20 protein-coding genes are annotated in these 17,131 nt (G+C 68.2%); 3 read left to right on the top strand and 17 right to left on the bottom strand.

Going from position 1 to position 17,131, the window contains the following annotated elements:
• Positions 1–8 precede the first annotated feature (8 nt).
• The 6 genes from ACW178_RS05040 to ACW178_RS05015 form a co-directional block, all read right to left on the bottom strand.
• On the bottom strand, positions 9–467 hold the full coding sequence (locus ACW178_RS05040) for a hypothetical protein (RefSeq protein ID WP_152949504.1): 459 nt from the start codon (positions 465–467) through the stop codon (positions 9–11).
• Between the two features lie 83 nt (positions 468–550).
• The gene (locus tag ACW178_RS05035; RefSeq protein ID WP_287105174.1) at positions 551–1,765 is read right to left on the bottom strand and encodes a DNA recombination protein RmuC; all 1,215 of its coding nucleotides are present in this window, start codon (positions 1,763–1,765) and stop codon (positions 551–553) included.
• A gap of 60 nt (positions 1,766–1,825) precedes the next feature.
• On the bottom strand, positions 1,826–2,416 hold the full coding sequence (locus ACW178_RS05030) for a PIN domain-containing protein (protein ID WP_287105172.1): 591 nt from the start codon (positions 2,414–2,416) through the stop codon (positions 1,826–1,828).
• Between the two features lie 2 nt (positions 2,417–2,418).
• Positions 2,419–2,877 (bottom strand): helix-turn-helix domain-containing protein, encoded by a 459-nt coding sequence (locus ACW178_RS05025; protein WP_287105171.1) that lies wholly within the window; start codon positions 2,875–2,877, stop codon positions 2,419–2,421.
• Between the two features lie 103 nt (positions 2,878–2,980).
• Positions 2,981–3,583, bottom strand: a complete 603-nt coding sequence (gene recR, locus ACW178_RS05020; protein ID WP_287104313.1) for a recombination mediator RecR — start codon at positions 3,581–3,583, stop codon at positions 2,981–2,983.
• Complete coding sequence (locus tag ACW178_RS05015) at positions 3,583–3,912, bottom strand: YbaB/EbfC family nucleoid-associated protein (protein WP_054764724.1); 330 nt, start codon at positions 3,910–3,912, stop codon at positions 3,583–3,585. The genes recR and ACW178_RS05015 overlap by 1 nt, the downstream gene beginning before the upstream one ends.
• A gap of 161 nt (positions 3,913–4,073) precedes the next feature.
• Between ACW178_RS05015 and ACW178_RS05010 the strand changes: the two genes are divergently transcribed.
• Entirely contained in the window at positions 4,074–4,688 is a 615-nt protein-coding gene (locus ACW178_RS05010; RefSeq protein ID WP_054764723.1) for a malonic semialdehyde reductase, read from the top strand.
• Positions 4,689–4,759: 71 nt separating this feature from the next.
• Here the strand turns inward: ACW178_RS05010 and ftsH are convergent, their stop codons facing one another.
• The 6 genes from ftsH to tolB form a co-directional block, all read right to left on the bottom strand.
• Positions 4,760–6,724 carry an ATP-dependent zinc metalloprotease FtsH gene (gene ftsH, locus ACW178_RS05005; protein WP_054764722.1) on the bottom strand — a complete coding sequence of 655 codons (1,965 nt, stop codon included), beginning with the start codon at positions 6,722–6,724 and terminating at the stop codon, positions 4,760–4,762.
• A gap of 49 nt (positions 6,725–6,773) precedes the next feature.
• Entirely contained in the window at positions 6,774–8,087 is a 1,314-nt protein-coding gene (gene tilS, locus ACW178_RS05000; RefSeq protein ID WP_182714571.1) for a tRNA lysidine(34) synthetase TilS, read from the bottom strand.
• Positions 8,078–8,920 carry a tol-pal system YbgF family protein gene (locus tag ACW178_RS04995; protein WP_054764721.1) on the bottom strand — a complete coding sequence of 281 codons (843 nt, stop codon included), beginning with the start codon at positions 8,918–8,920 and terminating at the stop codon, positions 8,078–8,080. Before ACW178_RS04995 ends, tilS begins: the two co-directional genes overlap by 10 nt.
• Positions 8,921–8,962: 42 nt before the next feature.
• Positions 8,963–10,072 carry a DUF3667 domain-containing protein gene (locus ACW178_RS04990; RefSeq protein WP_054764720.1) on the bottom strand — a complete coding sequence of 370 codons (1,110 nt, stop codon included), beginning with the start codon at positions 10,070–10,072 and terminating at the stop codon, positions 8,963–8,965.
• A 113-nt stretch (positions 10,073–10,185) separates the two neighbouring features.
• The gene (gene pal, locus ACW178_RS04985; protein ID WP_191555024.1) at positions 10,186–10,743 is read right to left on the bottom strand and encodes a peptidoglycan-associated lipoprotein Pal; all 558 of its coding nucleotides are present in this window, start codon (positions 10,741–10,743) and stop codon (positions 10,186–10,188) included.
• Positions 10,744–10,896: 153 nt separating this feature from the next.
• Positions 10,897–12,270 (bottom strand): Tol-Pal system beta propeller repeat protein TolB, encoded by a 1,374-nt coding sequence (gene tolB / locus ACW178_RS04980; protein WP_152949498.1) that lies wholly within the window; start codon positions 12,268–12,270, stop codon positions 10,897–10,899.
• Positions 12,271–12,414: 144 nt separating this feature from the next.
• On the opposite strand from tolB, the gene ACW178_RS04975 reads away from it, so the two are divergent.
• On the top strand, positions 12,415–12,642 hold the full coding sequence (locus tag ACW178_RS04975) for a hypothetical protein (protein WP_054764717.1): 228 nt from the start codon (positions 12,415–12,417) through the stop codon (positions 12,640–12,642).
• A complete protein-coding gene (locus ACW178_RS04970) occupies positions 12,639–13,076 on the top strand; it encodes a TA system VapC family ribonuclease toxin (RefSeq protein ID WP_054764716.1) in 438 nt (145 codons plus the stop codon). The genes ACW178_RS04975 and ACW178_RS04970 overlap by 4 nt, the downstream gene beginning before the upstream one ends.
• Before the next feature lie 3 nt (positions 13,077–13,079).
• On the opposite strand, the gene ACW178_RS04965 is transcribed toward ACW178_RS04970, so the two are convergent.
• The 5 genes from ACW178_RS04965 to ACW178_RS04945 all read right to left on the bottom strand — a co-directional run bounded on the left by ACW178_RS04965 (position 13,080) and on the right by ACW178_RS04945 (position 17,121).
• Positions 13,080–13,910 carry a hypothetical protein gene (locus ACW178_RS04965; RefSeq protein ID WP_054764715.1) on the bottom strand — a complete coding sequence of 277 codons (831 nt, stop codon included), beginning with the start codon at positions 13,908–13,910 and terminating at the stop codon, positions 13,080–13,082.
• Positions 13,911–14,366, bottom strand: coding sequence for a protein TolR (gene tolR / locus ACW178_RS04960; RefSeq protein ID WP_191555021.1), 456 nt, complete (start codon positions 14,364–14,366; stop codon positions 13,911–13,913).
• A 3-nt stretch (positions 14,367–14,369) separates the two neighbouring features.
• Positions 14,370–15,125 (bottom strand): protein TolQ, encoded by a 756-nt coding sequence (gene tolQ / locus ACW178_RS04955; RefSeq protein ID WP_191555020.1) that lies wholly within the window; start codon positions 15,123–15,125, stop codon positions 14,370–14,372.
• Between the two features lie 126 nt (positions 15,126–15,251).
• Positions 15,252–15,965 (bottom strand): CPBP family intramembrane glutamic endopeptidase, BDIM_20840 family, encoded by a 714-nt coding sequence (locus tag ACW178_RS04950; protein ID WP_054764712.1) that lies wholly within the window; start codon positions 15,963–15,965, stop codon positions 15,252–15,254.
• Between the two features lie 58 nt (positions 15,966–16,023).
• Positions 16,024–17,121, bottom strand: a complete 1,098-nt coding sequence (locus ACW178_RS04945) for an AraC family transcriptional regulator (RefSeq protein WP_191555019.1) — start codon at positions 17,119–17,121, stop codon at positions 16,024–16,026.
• Between the last annotated feature and the right edge of the window lie 10 nt (positions 17,122–17,131).

Genomic DNA, 17,131 nt, shown 5'->3' with positions numbered 1-17,131 from the left:
TCAGCTCCTCAACGGCGCGCCAGCCACCACCAGCCCCAGACGACGCCGTAGCCGATCAGCATCAGGGCCATCAGCCCCACGGCGCCGCTTGCCGCATAGGCGGCGGGATCGGTGCGCCCGTCGAACCAGGCGGGCACGGTCAGCCGCGCCGCCGGCGGTGTGGAGGCCAGAATGATGAACACCCCGCCCACCGCCAGACCGCCCGAGCCGCCGTAGAACCAGGAGGCCTTGTGCGCTTCGCGCGCCGCCTCGTCGATGCGGGTCATCCAGGCGACGCCCAGCCAGAGGGACAGGGCCATCATCAGCACAGCCATGACGGCGGAGATGATCAGGAGGGCGGCGTCCTCGGCGATCAGCCCCTTGTCCGAGGCCAGAACGGCGATGACGCCGCCCACGACAACCAGCACCACAATGGCGAGAACGCCGGCGAGCGAGAGGGCGATTATTTTCCAGAGGCCCTTGGCCATGACAATGCTCCTTGTCGTTATGACAAGGATGCTTGTCTCACCGTGCGTCGATTATGTCAAGCGACCTTGTCAAAGAGACAAGGTCAGTTGTCTGACGGCCCCGTCAGCTCCGGCCGAGTGATCAGGCGCGGCTGGGTTTCGACCTGGGCCAGGGCGGGGATTTCCTTGCCCTCGTGGTCGACCTGCAGATCCTCGAACCGGCGGGCGGAGACCATGACCTGGCTCTCCAGCGAACCGACGAACTGGTTGTATTTACCCACCGCCTGATCCAGCGCCCGACCGACCGCCGAGGCGTGGCCGCCCATGACCGACAGCCGCTTGTAGAGTTCGCGGCCCAGGGCCGCGACCTTGTCGGCGTTGGCCGCCTGTTCCTCGGCGCGCCAGCCGTAAGCCACGGCCTTGCACAGGGCGAACAGGGTGGAGGGGGTGGCGATCACCACCCGCGATTCCATGGCGTCCGACAGCAGGTTCGGCGCATGGTCGAGCGCGGTGGACAGGAAGCTGTCGCCCGGAACGAACAGGACGACGAAGTCGGGGCTGGGCTTGAACTGGTCCTGATAGGCCTTGGACGACAGCTGGCGCACATGGGTCTTCAGGCTGGCGGCGATCCGCAGGCCGACCGACCGGGCGCGCGCCTCCTCGTCCCCCTCCTCCTCGTCAAAGGCCAGGGGCACCTTGGCGTCGATCACGAACAGGCCGCCGCCGGGCAGGCGCACCAGGAAGTCGGGCCGGTTCTGGCGCCCCTCGTCGTCGGCGCTCGAGGTCTGTTCGGTGAAGTCGAACCGCCCGGCCATGCCCGCGGCCTCCAGCACATTGCGGCAGGTCTGCTCGCCCCAGCGGCCGCGCCGCCCGGTGTTGCCGCGCAGGGCCTCGGTCAGTTTGCGCGCCTCGTCCCGCGTGGCCGAAGACGCCGCCATCAGCTGGGTCAGCTGTTCCTTCAGGCCGCCGGTCTCCTCGGCCCGGGCCTTTTCCAGCGCCGCCACATGTTCCTGAAACTTCGTCAGGGTGTCGGCCACCGGCTTCAGCTGGGCCGCCATCCGCTCGCGCGCCAGCTGGTCCTGGGCCCGGAAGGTCTCGGTGGCGCGGCTGACCATCTGATCCGCCACCGCCTGGGCCGACTGGGCGGCCTGGGCCTTCAGCAGTTCGCCCATGGTGACCCGGCTCTCTTCGACCAGGTCGATCCGCGCCTGAGCCGCCGACAGCTCTCCCCGCGCCCTCTGCCACCCCATAAAGGCCCACAGAAAACCGCCGCCCAGGGCGACGGCGACGACGGCGAGGATCGGCGCGAGCATGTTCATGCTCCGTTCTTAGCCGGAGTCGGTAGCGGGTCAATTTGAAATCGGCGGACTGACCTGCGGCTAGAGCGACATTACGTGGAGCTTCAGCGCGTCGACAGTTTCAGTGAGCCCCTCCGCCTCCATGTCCAGCAAGAGCGTTTCGGGGGTCTTCGCCGGGTTTCTCAGGCGTTCGCGCATTTTGCGAATCGCCGCCACCGCTCGACCGGGGTCCAGGGCGATCGTATCGGCGATGAAGGCGTCCGCGCCCCGCACTTCGAGATTGAGCGGCTCAAGAGCTTCGGCGGGAAAATCTCTGAGATTGTCGGTGACGATGACGGAAGCAGCGGTCTTAAGGGCCGCCGCCACGACGTGCCGGTCATTCGGGTCGGGGAGCGCGGGGACAAGCGGCAAAAGAGCGTCGATGCCGCCCACGCAGGCCTCTTCGAAAGCACGCTTCATGGCGGAGCGAGCGCGCGCGGCCTTCGCTTCGGCCTCAGGGTCATTCCTGCCCTCCAGGATCGTCTGGATGGCCCGCTGGGTCTCATCGAGTATCTGAACGGACCAACGGAGGCGGAAAAACTCCGCCTCCGCCAGCGTCAAAAGCAGGTTCCGTTTCAACGTTCCCGCCAGCACGCAGGCGTCAACAAGAGCGGTGAAGCGGTTGGCGAACACTCTTAGATTAGTTCCCCATCCATCGCGGCGAGTTCAGACAGCGCCTCCGCCCGCCGCGCATCTCGCGCGCGTTTATAGTCAAACAGGTCGTTGGCTCGGATTCTGCGGTGCCTTCCGACTGTGACGTAATCAATGTCCCCCCGCTCCAGAACGGAGATCAGGAACGGGCGCGAAACATTCAAAATATCGGCCGCCTGCTGTGTCGTCAGCATCTGGCTTACGGGCACCAGGGTGACGGCGTCCCCCTGACCGATGTGCCTGAGAAGCTCCATCAGCAGGTTTGACAAGGCAGGCGCCAGAACGATTGAAGCAGCCTCTCCCGTCTCGTCCAGGATGCGCAGCGGCTGTGAATCGCCCGTGGCCTGCGCCGCTAGGATTTGTCTCAATTGGTTAGCCGCTGCCCGCTCCGATTCAGACGGAAGCCTCTCGCCGATTTTCTCGGCAAAGGCTGGCATGGTCATTTTTCATTCTCCCGGCCTATGGAAATTCCATATAGCGATTATTCGAAATAATCGCAACCAAAGGAATATTCGAAACAGCCTTTCGTTCCCCCTAACGGAGGACTCACGCCGGCCGGCGCGCCCGCAGGGCCTGGACGATTGTGCCGTCGTCCAGCCAGTCCAGTTCGCCGCCCACCGGCACGCCGCGCGCCAGGGAGGTGACCTGGACGTCCGGGCCGGCGATCCGCTCGGCGACATAGTGGGCGGTGGTCTGGCCGTCGACCGTGGCCGGCAGGGCCAGGACGACCTCGCGCACATGGCCGCCCTTCACACGGCCGACCAGTTCGGCGATGCGCAGATGTTCGGGGCCGACGCCGTCCAGGGCGGACAGCAGGCCGCCCAGCACATGGTATTTGCCGCGAAAGGCGCCGGACCGCTCCATGGCCCAAAGGGCGCCGGCCTCCTCGACCACGCAGATCAGGCCGTTGTCGCGGGCCCCGTCCGAACAGATGGCGCAGGGGTCGCGCGTATCGGGCGCGCCGCAGGCCGAACAGGAGACCACCTTGTCGGCCGTCTCGGCCAGAGACGCCGCCAGCGGCACGAGCAGCTGCTCGCGCCGTTTCAGCAGGGCCAGGGCCGCGCGCCGGGCCGAGCGCGGTCCCAGGCCCGGAAGCTTGGCGAGAAGGGAGATGAGCCGCTCGATCTCCGGCCCGGCGGAGGCGGCCATCAGAACAGTTTCGGCATTCCGGGAATATTCATCCCGGCCATGGGGCCGGCGGCCTCACGCATCAGGGCGGCGTTCACCTCGTCCAGCTTGCGCTTGGCGTCGGCATGGGCGGCCACGATCAGATCGGCCAGGATCTCGCCCTCGCCGGGGGTCAAGAGGCTGTCGTCGATCTTGATCGCCGTGATCTCGCCCGCGCCCTTCAGGGCCACGCTCACCAGCCCGCCGCCGGAGGAGCCCTCGGCGGTGGTTTCGGCCATCTTGGCCTGGGCGTCCTGCAGCTTTTGCTGCATCGCCTGGGCCTGCTGCATCAGTTGGGTCAGGTCTTTCATCCTGCCTAGATAGGACGAAGCCGCGTCTTGCGACAGGGGGCGGCGGGCGCGCCGGTCCAGATTCAGAAACGATGGATTGCCGTATTTGCACTTGTGACAGTTGCTGAAGGGTCTAAATAAGCACCAGAATTTGTTGCTTTTGCAGATCAGGACGCACTCCCATGGCCTATGACGCTCTCTCCCCCCGCGACCTCCCTCTGTCGGACGCCGCCCTGGCGCAACTCTTCACCGAGGCGCGCACCCGCAACGCCTGGAGCGACCGGCCGGTCGCGCCCGAGCTGCTGAAGAAACTTTACGACCTGACCAAGTTCGGCCCTACGGCCGTCAACGCCGGCCCGGCCCGCTTCGTCTTCGTCACCTCGCCCGAGGCCAAGGCCCGGCTGATCCCGCTGATGAGCGAGGGCAATCGCGCCAAGACCCAGCAGGCGCCGGTCAATCTGATCCTGGCTCAGGACCTCGACTTCCACGACCATCTGCCGACCCTGTTTCCCCATGCTCCGGGCGCGCGCGACTGGTTCGCCGACGAGGCCGGACGGCGCGAGACCGCCTTCCGCAACGCCTCGCTCCAGGGCGGCTATCTGACCATCGCCGCCCGCGCCCTGGGTCTGGACGTCGGCCCCATGTCGGGCTTCGACGCCGCGGGGGTGAAGGCCGAATTCTTCCCCGACAGCCATGTCGAACCCAACTACATTCTGAACCTGGGTTACGGCACGGACGAGAACCTGTTCCCCCGCTCGCCGCGCCTGAGCTTCGACCAAGCGGCGCAGATTCTCTGAACCCTGTCCGACGTCAAAAAAAGGGGCGGCCTTCGCAGGCCGCCCCTTCTTCTTTTGTCTGCGCCTGACCCTCAGTGGACCGTCGGCACACTCGTCACGGCGGGCTTTTCGACCGGGATCTCGATCTCGGTCCCGTCCGACACCGGCGTCACCGGCACCGAGACCGAAGGCCCGGCGTTGGGGAAGTTGTTCTCGTCGCGGTTCGGCGCGACCCCCTTCTCCAGCAGGTCCTTGATCTCCTCGCCCGACAGGGTCTCGTACTCCAGCAGGGCCTGGGACAGTTTCTCGTGATGCTCGGCCTTTTCGGTCAGTATCTTGCGCGCCTCGTCCCAGCCCGAGGCGACCAGACGGCGGACCTCCTCGTCGATGGTGCGGGCCGTCTCCTCGGACACGTTTTGGCTGCGCGCGACCGAATGGCCCAGGAAGACCTCCTCCTGGTTCTCGCCATAGGCCACGGTGCCGAGCTTTTCGGAAAAGCCCCAGCGCGTGACCATCGCCCTTGCAAGCTTGGTCGCCTGTTCGATGTCGGACGAGGCGCCGGAGGTGATGTTCTCCTTGCCGAAGATCAGCTCTTCCGCCACCCGACCGCCGGCCATGATGGCGATCCGGTCGATCATCTGCTGGTACTTCATCGAATAACGGTCGCCTTCCGGCAGCTGCATGACCATGCCCAGGGCCCGGCCGCGCGGCACGATGGTGGCCTTGTGCACGGGGTCGGCCATCTTGACGTTCATGGCGACGATGGCGTGACCGGCCTCGTGATAGGCGGTCAGGCGCTTTTCTTCCTCGTTCATCGCCATGGAGCGACGTTCCGAGCCCATCAGCACCTTGTCCTTGGCGTCTTCGAAATCGCGGTGCGTGACCATGCGACGGTCCTTGCGCGCCGCCATCAGGGCCGCCTCATTGACCAGATTGGCCAGGTCGGCGCCCGAGAAGCCGGGCGTGCCGCGCGCGATGGTCTTGACGTTGACGTCGGCGGCCAGGGGCACGTCCTTCATATGCACGCGCAGAATACGCTCGCGCCCCGAGACGTCGGGGTTGGGGACCACCACCTGGCGGTCGAAACGGCCGGGACGCAGCAGGGCGGGGTCCAGGACGTCCGGGCGGTTGGTGGCGGCGATCAGGATGATGTTCTCGGAGGCTTCAAAGCCGTCCATCTCGACCAGCAGCTGGTTCAGCGTCTGTTCGCGCTCGTCATTGCCGCCGCCCAGGCCGGCGCCGCGATGGCGACCGACGGCGTCGATCTCGTCGATGAAGATGATGCAGGGGGCGTTCTTCTTGGCCTGTTCGAACATGTCGCGAACCCGCGACGCGCCGACGCCGACGAACATCTCGACGAAGTCAGAGCCCGAGATGGAGAAGAAGGGCACGCCCGCCTCACCCGCGACCGCACGGGCCAGAAGCGTCTTGCCGGTGCCGGGAGGGCCGACCAGCAGGGCGCCCTTGGGAATCTTGCCGCCCAGGCGCTGGAACTTGCCGGGATCTTTCAGGAATTCGACCACCTCGGTCAGTTCTTCCTTGGCCTCGTCCACGCCGGCGACGTCGTCGAAGGTCTTGCGGCCCTTGTGCTCGGTCAGCAGCTTGGCCTTGGATTTGCCGAAGCCCATGGCCCCGCGCGCCCCGCCCTGCATCTGGCGCATGAAGAAGATCCAGACCCCGACCAGCAGGGCGATGGGCAGGATGCCCATCAACAGGCTCATCCAGATCGACTGGCGCGTGGTCTTGGCGTCGACGTTGACGCCGTTGGCCAGCATGGAGTTGACCAGTTGCTCGTTCGGATAGGGGGTGGTGGCGGAGAAGCGGCCGTCGTTCTTATAGACGCCGGTCACCTGGTCGCCGCGCACGGTGGCTTCCTTGATGTCGCCGGCCTCGACCCGCTGCACCAGCTGGGAATAGGTGATGGTCTCGGGCCGGCCGGCGCCGGGGCCGCCCTGGGCCGCCATGCCGGTCATGGCGCCGCCCTGCGACACCGCCGCATAGACCGCCAGCAGGGCCAGGATGATGACGCCCGTGATCGCCAGATTACGCAGGTTCATTGAGGTCCTCGGTCGTCCGCCGGCGCCCTCTGGCCCGACGGCTGGATTGTCAGTCTCGGAAAATAGGCGCTTCCGCCGCGTTACGCCATGGCGGCGCGATCAGATCGTCCTCATGCGTCGTTTCGCCCAGCGCCAGTCTGAGCCGTTCGGGCGCCAGATCGCGTCGCCGCACGGCCGGGCTTGCAAGAACCGGGGCGCCTTCATCGTCCCGGATCAGCACGGGCTCGGCGCCCCGCGCCGCCGACGGCAGCCGCCCCAGGGCCGCGCGGTCCGACGGGGCCAACTGGGCCAGACGGCCTCGCGCCGCGCCGACGCGCCAGCCCGCTTCGTCGGCTTCAAACACGAACCGGCCGTCCCAGACCGTCTCCGCCCCTGGGACTAGGTCCAGGTCGGCCCGCGCCGTCCGCGCCAGTTCTCCGGCTTCGCGCATCATCAGGACCGTCCGCCCCTCGGCCTCGACCCGTGTGCCGCACAGGACGGCGGCGAAATCCTCGCCGTCGCGCAGTCGCCTGATCAGCCGCTCCAGCCTTTCGCCGCGCGGCGGCGTCGATCCGCCCCCGATACAGACCAAGGCCGTCGCCAGGGCGCGGGCGTCGATGTCGCGCCTCGTCTGGGCCAAACCCTCCGCCGAGAAACGCACGCCCACAGCCGCCTCGGCCCTGATCGCCGGCGCGGGCTCGGGCGGAGGGACCGCATCCTGCAAGGACGGCTCGGCCAGCCTTCGCCGCGCCCGGCTGCGGCTGAAACGCGGGTCGGCGTTGGCGGGGTCTTCGATCCAGTCGGCGCCCTGATCTCTCAGCCAGGCCCGAAGGGTCTCGCGCCGTTCGCCCAGCAGGGGCCGCAGCAGCATCAGCCCCCGCCCCTCGGGCCAGGCCGGCGAGGGCGCCCATTCGCGCACCCGCCCCAGGGTCGAGCCCTCGGCCCGCATCAGATCGGCCTCGGCTGCGTCGTCGGCGGTGTGGGCCATCAGCACGACCCGCGCCCCGGCGGCCCGCGCGGCCTCGGCGATCAGCCGGTGCCGGGCCGCCCGCGCCGCCGCCGTCAGGCCCGCAACAGGCTTGTCCCCGGTCCAGACCAGACCCCGCCAGGCGCAGCCCGCAGCCTGGGCCGCCTCGCCCGCGAACCGGGTCCAGGCGGGGCTGTCGGGATTCAGTCCGTGATCCACCGTCAGGGCCAGAACCGGCCGGCCCCGCGTCTGGGCCCAGGCCGCCGTCATCCGCATCAGGGCGATGGAATCCCCGCCCCCGGACAGGGCCAGGGCGACGGGTCGGTCGTCATCGACCGTCAGCCGATCGTCCAGCCGCGCGAACAGCCGGGACTGGAGCCCCCCAGTCCGGCCGCCCGGCGCGACCGTCAGCTGCACCCGCCGGCGGTCTTCATCTGGGCGGCGCGGGCCTTTTGCGGATCCGAGGCCGAGGGGGCGTAGCGGCGCGTGAACTCCGCCAGGGCCGCACAACCCTGCGTCTTGCGGTCGGTGGCGAACAGGGCGTCGGCCAGTTTCAGCGTCGTATCGGCCGCCCAGCCGATGCGCGGCCAGTCCTTCAGGGCCGCCGCGTAGAAGGCCACGGCCCCCGCCTTGTCATTGGCCGAGACGCGGATGTCGCCCAGGCGGGAGTTGGCCTCGCGCGCCTGGGGGGTGTCGGGCCAGGTCACGACCACCGTCTCCAGCGCCCGCGCGCCGCGCGCCCGGTCCTCGCCCATCAGCCGCACGGCCGCCGCCAGGTCCTGCCCGGCGTCGCCGGTCGGCGAATTGGCCTCGATCGGGGCGTTCAGCTCGGCCGCCCGCTCCAGCTTCTCGATCCGGCCCTCGGCGTCCACGATCCGGGTTCTCAGCGCCGCATTGTCGCGCTGGGCCTCGTCCAGCTGGAAGGTCAGCCGTTCGTTGTCGCCGTTGATCCGGCGCACCGTGGCCTCCAGGTCCTCCAGCCTCTGGCTCAACAGGCCGAACTGGCCCTGGAGGGTGACCACCTCGGGGTCGGGCTCGACCAGCACCGGCTGACCGGCGGCGTTCCTCTGGGTCAGGGCGCGTTCCAGCCGACGCACATTGCGGTCCAGCTGGTCCAGCCGGCGCTTGTCCCATTCAATGGGCTGCATGATGTTGGGCGCGGCCTGCTGGGCGACGGCGACGCCGCCCCCGGCCAGAACCAGGCCGACGGCCGTCAGGGCCAGGAGACGGGGGAAGGACAGCTTGATCATGGCTTCTAGCTTTCACCGATTTGGGGCCGCCGCAAGGCGGACCTAATGACCCAGACCCAGATAGACGATGGCCGTGACGAACAGGCCGATGACGATGTTGCAGAAGAACAGCAGGGCCGCCGTCCGCCACAGGGCCGAAAAGATCGACAGACCATAGGCGCCCTTCAACTGGGCGAACATATGCGCCGGTATGACCGCCAGCCCGATCAGGCCGACGAAGCCGCCCAGGACGCCGTTGATCGTCCCGGCCAGGACCATGACCATCAGCAGCAGGGCCATGAAGGTCAGGGAGTACAGGATGAAGACTCCGTGGTCGTAAAGGGTGAAGCCCCGTTTCCACAGGAACAGCAGGGCCACGAACGGCAGGGAGAAGGGCACCAGCAGGAAGGCGAACTTATAGAGGGTCTGCTGCAGCTTATAGAGGGCCAGGTCCGGGTTCTGGAGCTTCTTCAGCAGCACGGCGCCCAGGCCGTGGCCCTTGACCTTGCCGTCGGCGGCCAAGTCCTTGACCTGGGCCTGCCAGGTGCCGGGGGCCAGGCCGTCGGACCGGCCGTCGCGCAGCTCGGTCTCCAGCCGGTTCAGCGACTGGCGGCGGTTCTCCACCACCCCCTCGGCGGTCTTCAGGGTCTGGGCGGCGATCGGACTGTCGTTCACTTCGGGGTCGGCGCGCAGTTCGGCGACGGTCTTTTCCGCCTCGACCAGACCCAGCCGCTGTTCGGCGACCTCGGCCTGGAGACGGGCGGTGCGTTCCGCCTCACCCTCATGCGCCCCCGGCTGGGGCATGAAGCTGAGGGCGAAGAACATGATGAAGAGGGTGCACAGAAAGATCGCCAGGGGCGAGACATAGCGGGTGCGTTTGCCCTGAACCCATTCGCGCGTGAGACGGCCGGGGTTCAAGGCCAACAGCGGCAGGGTGCGCCAGACCCGGGCGTCGAAATGCATGACTCCGTGCAGCAGCTCCTCGCCCAGATGCAGCAAGGTGCGGTGGACATGGGTCGGCTGGCCGCAGTGGGCGCAGAAGTTTCCGCTGGTCTCGGCCCCGCAGTCCGAACAGACGCCGTAGCCGGCCTCGCCCGCCTGGCCCGCCGGTTTCTCGATCGCCCCCGCGATCAGCCCGCCGGTGATGGCCCCGCCGGCTCCTTCGATATCCACGCCCTTGATCCCCCGTCGTCTTGCGAAGGCCACCTTGCGGAGGGCGGGCGGAAAAGAAAAGAGGCGCCGGCCTTCGCCGACGCCTCTCCGGTCTCGATTTCGGCTCTCGCCCCTTAGCGCGCGGCGCCCGAGACGATGGCGGTGTGGGCGTTGCGGTTGCGGGCCCAGGCCTCTTCGTTCGAGCCTTCGGCGATCGGGCGCTCCTTGCCGAAGCTGATGGTGTCGATCCGGCCGGCGGGCACGCCGCGATTGATCAGATAGGTGCGGACGGCCTCGGCGCGGCGGGCGCCCAGGGCCAGGTTGTATTCGCGGGTGCCGCGTTCGTCGGCGTTGCCCTCGATCCGCACCGTGACCGACGGATAGCGTTGCAGCCACTGGGCCTGGGCGTCCAGGCGCGGCATGGCCTCGGGCCGGACCTCATAGGAATCCAGGTCGAAATAGATCCGGTCGCCGACATTGACGACGAAGTCCTGTTCCGTGCCGGGGGCGGCGGCGCCCATATTGCCGCCGGACACCGGGCCGGTCGGGGCGGTCGGATAGGCCGGGCCGGTCGGGGCGGTGGTCGCGGGTTCGTTCGGCACGACGCCCTCGACCGGCTTCCTGGCGCAGGCGGCCATGGCGGCGACGGCGCAGCCGACCAGGGCCACGGTCATGATGCGGGATTTTTTCATCGGGTCGTCTCCTGAAGGATTATGAGGACGGCGGCCTCAAGCTTGGCCTTAAGTTCTGCCCTTGGCGGATTTTGGGCGCCAGGGGCGATAACGCAGTGTTGAGCCGAATGGCTCCGTCTGACGGCGAACAGCGTCACGCGACGGCGCCCGACCTCAGGCCGGGCAGCTGTCGGGGCCCTGGCCGAAGCCCAGGTTCGACGGCGGCGCATCCAACAGCGGCGACCAGGCCGGGTCGGTGCCGCGGCCGTTGTAGCCCGCCTGGGCCACCACCCGGCCCGACAGGTCCACCGTCCACAACCGGGTGTCCCCGCCCCGCGTCTGGCGGGCGAACATCACATAGCGGCCGTTGGGCGCCCAGTTGGGGCCTTCTTCGAAATAGCTGGACGACAGGATGCGCTCGCCCGAGCCGTCAGAGTTCATCACCCCGGTGGAGAACCGGCCGCCCGACTGTTTGGTGAAGGCGATCAGGTCGCCGGTGGGGCTCCAGGACGGCGCCGTATAGACGCCGCCGCCGCGCGAGATCGGCCGCTGGCCCGAGCCGTCGGCCCGCATGACATAGAGGCGCGCCGTCCCCGACCGGTCCGAGTTGAACACGATCTGGCTGCCGTCCGGGCTGAAGGAGGGCGAGGTGTCGATGCCGGGGTCCGACGTCAGCCGCGACAGCTGGCGGCTGCGCAGGTCCATCACATAGATGTCGGTATTGCCGCCCCGGATGATCGAAAAGGCGATCTTGTTGCCGTCGTTGGAGAAGCGCGGCGCCAGCACCTGGCCGTCGAACTGACCCAGGCTTTCGCGCCGGCCCGTGGTCAGATTGTACAGATAGATCCGGCTGTAGTCCTTGCCCAGGGCCACATAGGTGATCTCGTCCGGCTGGGAGGCCGAAAAGCGCGGCGACATGATCACCTCGTCGCCCTGGGTCAGATAGACCGGGTTGAACCCGTCCTGGTCGGCGATGGTCAGGCGGTTGATCCGGTTCAGCTGCGTCCCCTCTTCGGAGACGAAGATGACGCGGGAATCGAAGAAGCCGGCCTCGCCCGTCATCCGCTGATAGATGACGTCGGAAATCTTGTGCGCGATCCGGCGCCACTGTTCGGCCGTGGCGGTGAACTGATAGCTGACCAGCTGGCACTGACGGTACGGATCATAGAGGCGAAAGCCCACGTCCACCCGATTGTCGGCCCGCGGCGTCACCGCCCCATACAGCACCGCCTGGGCGCCGATCTGGGTCCACTGGGGGAAGTTGGGCGCATTGGCCAGGGTCAGGCCGGTCTCGATGAAACCGGCCGGATTCAACGGCTCGAAGAAGCCCGACCGTTTCAGATTGCCGCTGATCACGCTGGAAATGTCGGCGCCGTGGTCGCCGCTGAAGGGCACGATGGCGATCTGGAGCGGGCGCAGCACCCCCTGGTCGATCTCGACCTCGACGGGCTGGCTCTGCTGGGGCGCGGCTGCGACGTTCTGGGCCTGGGCGGAAGAGACGGTCGTCGCCACGGCGGCGACCGAGGCCAGAAGAAGGTTCAGACGCATCAAATGCTCCCGTAAATCTCGAAAGATCGCCGACCTTATCGCCGGTTCGTATGACAATCGCCAGCTTCTCACGGCGAATGGGGCGACTTTGAGGAGGCGCGCCTCACATTGATGCGTGATGCGTGATGCATTATCTTCGGCGGCATGCGCACCACCCTCGCCATAGACGACGACGTGCTGAATGCGGCTCGCGCCCTTGCCGCCCACCAGGACCGCACGGTGGGTGAGGTGATGTCTGAACTCGCTCGTCAGGCGCTGCAAAAGCGTGAGAGCACGGTGCGCTTCCGCAACGGGGTTCCTCTTCTGCCCGATCGGCCTGGGCCCATGGTCACGCTGGAAGACGTCAACGCCCTGCGTGACGAGCTGCCTTGACCTATCTGTTGGACGTGAACGTGCTGATCGCCCTCGTCGATCCCCGCCACGTCTTTCACCATCCTGCCAATACCTGGTTCCAACGCGAAGCCGCTCCGTCCTGGGCCACCTGTCCGATAACCGAGAACGGTTTGGTCCGCATCGTCGGCAGCAGCCGCTATCGCAATCCGGTCGGGCCGCCTTCCGATGTCGTTCGGATTCTCGCTCTGCTGCGAGACATGGCTGGTCACGTCTTTTGGCCGGATGCCGTCAGTCTGGCCGACGAACGCCTGTTCGAGCCCTCGGCCCTGACCAAGCCGGAACAGATCACCGACGCCTATCTCCTGGCTCTGGCGGTCTCGAACGGGGGCCGGCTTGCGACCTTCGATCGCCGACTGTCCCCAGACGCCGTCAAAGGCGGACGATCGGCCCTTCACCTGATCACAGACACCTGAGCCTCACCGGTTCCGGCAGGCCCGTTCGGTGTTGAAGGTCGGGCGATAGGCGCCGCCCGGAAAGCCCTGGGGCACGTCGAAGGGGGCGGTCTGGCGCAGGGCCCGCAGCGCCCCGTCCGCCGCCGCCCGATAGACTGAGGACGACTGCGGATTGACCAGGGTGGGGCCGCGCGTGATCCGCCCGTCGGCCGACAGGGTCAGTTCGACCTGAATGCGCAACTGGTCCGCCCCGGGGATGTCGCAGGGCAGAATCCAGTTCGGATAGACCTGGTTGAAGATGGCCGTGACCTGCGGCCCCGTGGCCTGGGAGGCGGTTCCCGACCCCTGCTGACCGGTCGCCGGGCGGCCGCGATTGTTGGTCGGGCGCGTCGGGCCCGCCAGGGCGTCCAGGTCCAGGCTCGGCTCCTCGCGCTTCGGCGCCGGTCGGGTCGGGGTCGGCGGGGTCGGTCGCGGCGGCGTCGGCCGGGCCTTTTCCGGCGTCGGGGGCGCAGGCCGCGGGGGGGTCGGCCGGGGCGTCGGGGTCGGCGTGGGCTTGGGCGCGGGTCTCAATGCGGGCGCAGGCGTCGGCGGCGGCGGGGTCGGCTCAGGGACCGGCGGGGTCGGCTCTTCCGGCGCGCTGACCGGGGCGGTGGCGGCGTCGTCAGGCGAGGGCTCGGGCTGCGGATTGTCGGCGGCCGCCGCCGCGATCACCGTCTCGGACACGATCGACACCGGCACGGAGTTCACCAGCGGCGGCGCCTCCTCGGCCTTCTGCGAGAACGACACGAAGGCGAGCGCGACCACCCCGGCGTGCAGGGCGATGGAGCCGAGGATCGCGGGGCTCGGACGGCGCAATCAGGCCTCCGGGGCCGTGTCGGTGATCAGGTTCAGCTTGGTGAAGCCCGAGGCGCTCAGCCGCGCCATCACCCGCGCCACCGCCTGATAGGGCGCCCGGCCGTCGGCCCGCACGAAGACCGGCCGCTCGGACGCCTTGTCCGACCCGCCCGCCTCGGTCAGCAGACGCACGGCCAGATCGTCGAAGGCCGTCTCGTTCTCGCCGATGAAGATGGCGCCCTGCTGGTCGATGCTGACCGACAGGGGTTCGTTGTCCGTATCGACCGCGCTGGCCTCGGTCTTGGGCAGCTCCACCGGCACGCCCACGGTCAGAAGCGGCGCCGAGATCATGAAGATGATCAGCAGCACCAGCATCACGTCCACCAGGGGCGTGACGTTGATCTCGGTCAGGGGGCCTTTGCGCCCCCGCCGCCCGCGACGCGACCCGCCGCCGCTCGAACCGCCTCCCAAGGCCATGGCTCAGACGCCCCGCTTCAGGTTCAGGCCCGAGGCGGGCTCGACCGGAGGGGGCGGCGGGGCGGACGGAGCCCCCAGACGCCGCGCCACCGCCGCCTGAAGATCGTCGGCGAAGGCTTCCAGCCGGCCGGTGAACTTGCCCGCGTCGATCGAGAACTTGTTGTAGGCGATATAGGCCGGAATGGCCGCGCCCAGGCCGATGGCCGTGGCGAACAGGGCCTCGGCGATGGCCGGCGCCACCGTGGTCAGATTGGTGTTGCCCGCCGCGGCGATGCGGCCGAAGGCGTTCATAATGCCCCACACCGTGCCGAACAGGCCGATGAAGGGCGAGGCCGTCGCCACGACCGACAGCACGCCCAGGCCGTTTTCGATCCTCTGGCCCTCGCGCTGGATCAGGCTGTTCATGGCCCGGTCGATCCGCGTCATCAGCAGATCGCCCTGGTGTTCGTTCAGCGCCCCCTTCTGGCGCGCCTCGCGCCAGTCGGACAGGGCGATCACCAGCATGCGCGGCAGGGCGTGTTCCGGCTGAGGCCCCGCCTGGGCCGCGACATCCTCCAGCGACCGGCCCGACTGCACCGCCTTGTCGAAATCGTCGGCCTGCCGGTTCAGGGCGGTGAAGCGGAAGGCCTTGTCGATGATGATGGTCCAGGACCACAGCGACGCCGCCGCCAGCCCCACCATCACCGACTTCACCACCCAGTCGGCGGTCATGAACAGCTCGACGGGGTTCATCATCGAGGCGTCGACGGGCGTAGTCATTCAGGCGCTCCGGGCGAGATCAGGATCGGTCACGTCCCCTCTTCGACCCAGCGGCCGTGACCATTGTGTGGCGTCCCGCCCGTTTAGCCGCCCCACGCGCCGCCGTCACCAGAAAGGCGCGCCCCGTCAGAGGAACAGGGACACGGCGTTTCCGAAATTGTGCAGCAGGACAGGCGCCAGCAGGCTTCCGGTGCGCAGACGCAGCCAGACGGCGATGAAGGCGGGCAGGGCGGTCATGGCCATCGTCAGCGGATCGAAGGAAAAGCTGCCCTTCGAAAAGCCGAAGGCGTGCGCCAGGCCGAACAACAGGCACGACAGAACCGCCCCCCAGCTCCAATCCACGCCCAGGACGCGCTTGGTCCCGGTGAAGGCCTGGCAAAGCGCCAGCAACAGCACGCCGCGATAGAAGGGCTCCTCCTCCAGGCCCGGCATCGTCAGTTGGAAGGCGATCTCTTCGCCCGTGGCCCTCTCCCCCGAAAAGGCCAGGGCCAGGACCAGGAAGAAGGCGCAATAGAGCAGGCCGACCGGCAGGGCCGCTTTCAGACTGCCTGGCGCCTGCACCAGGGTCAGGCCGCTGCGGCGCCGGCCGAAGCCGGGGCAGGCCGCGATCGCCAGGGTGGCGGCCAGGGCCAATATCTTGCCCTGCCAGTTCCACGACCCGCCGATCACATCGGGCAAGAGGCCGTAGAGATTGGTGAGCAGGGCGTCGTTCACCGCCACCAGCCCGGCCGCGATCAGCAGCCACCGAAACGAAAAGCCGCGCCGGTCCATCAAGCCGATCGCGGTCCCCAGCCCCAGCAGAAGCGCCAGAACCCCCGCCAAACCGATCAATCCGTTCACTTTAGTCCCCTTGTGTCAGACCCGCCCGCACTAGGGCCCCAGGGACGGCGCCGTCTCCTCAGAACCCGGCTTTCGGCTCCTCAGAACCTGCCTTTGTCGAGAAGGCGGCGCGGGCGGTCGCCCTGTAGCGGCTCGGAGCGCAGCCCTCGACCGCGCGGAAGGCCCGGTTGAAACTGGCCAGGGAGGCGAAGCCGCTGTCCAGGGCGACGGCGATCAGCTTGTCTTCGGCGTGCGACGGCGCGCTCAGCCGCCGCCGCGCCTCGGCCACCCGATAATGGTTCAGGAAGCTGCGGAAATGGTCATGGCCCAGTTCGTGGTTGATCAGGGTCCGCACGGCCCGCTCCGACGCCCCCATGCGGGCCACAAAGGCGGCGAAGGTCAGTTCGGGATCCAGAAAGACCCGTTCGCCCTCCATCAGATCGGTCAGACGGCGATGAAGGGCCGCATCCCTCACCCCCGGGTCGGGCGCTTCGGCCGGCGCCCGCTCGGCGTTCGTCACGCCGAAGGTCAGGGCCTCGGGCCGCACGGTCAGCAGCCGCCCGGCCAGCCAAAGGCCGAAGATCAGGATCATCAGATTTTGGCTCAGGGCGAAGGCTAGCGGCCGCCAGTCGAAGCCGAACAGCAGGTCGGCCGACAGATCGACGAACAACATCCCGCCCAGCCCGACTGCGGTCAGGACGCGGGCGTCGTGCCTCTGCTGGATCAGGTCGTCCTCCCGTTCGGCCAGAAGCCGCCAGACCAGATGGCCGACGATGGCGAACCCCAGCGGCAACAGCAGCCGCGACCATTCCCACTGTCCCAGGGCCGCGCCGAACAGGCCCCGATCCAGGGCGGCGATCAGTCCCCAGATCAGGCCGACCGCCAGGACCAGCCCCCGCACCCGAAACCGTCGGTCGAAACACGACAGACAGAACCACCACAGGAAGATGACCGTAAAGCCGCTCAGCACCCGAGCCGCGACGCCGACCGGTCCGTCGGGCTTGAGCGTCAGGGGCGTATTGCCCAGGACGAAACCCGTCAGACACAGGGCCAGGGGCGCAAACAGCAGGGCGGGCAGCCCGATCCGCCGCCATTGCCGCAGCAGCAGGGCGGCGGGCAAAAGCAGGGTCGACGCCGCCGCGGCCCGGACGGCGACGTCCAACTGGTCGATGATCATGGCCTCGCCT

It is taken from the genome of Brevundimonas sp. AVps4 (assembly GCF_058681525.1).
The sequence above is the reverse complement of the archived record's forward strand: the minus strand, read 5'-3'. Positions and strand labels throughout refer to the sequence as shown.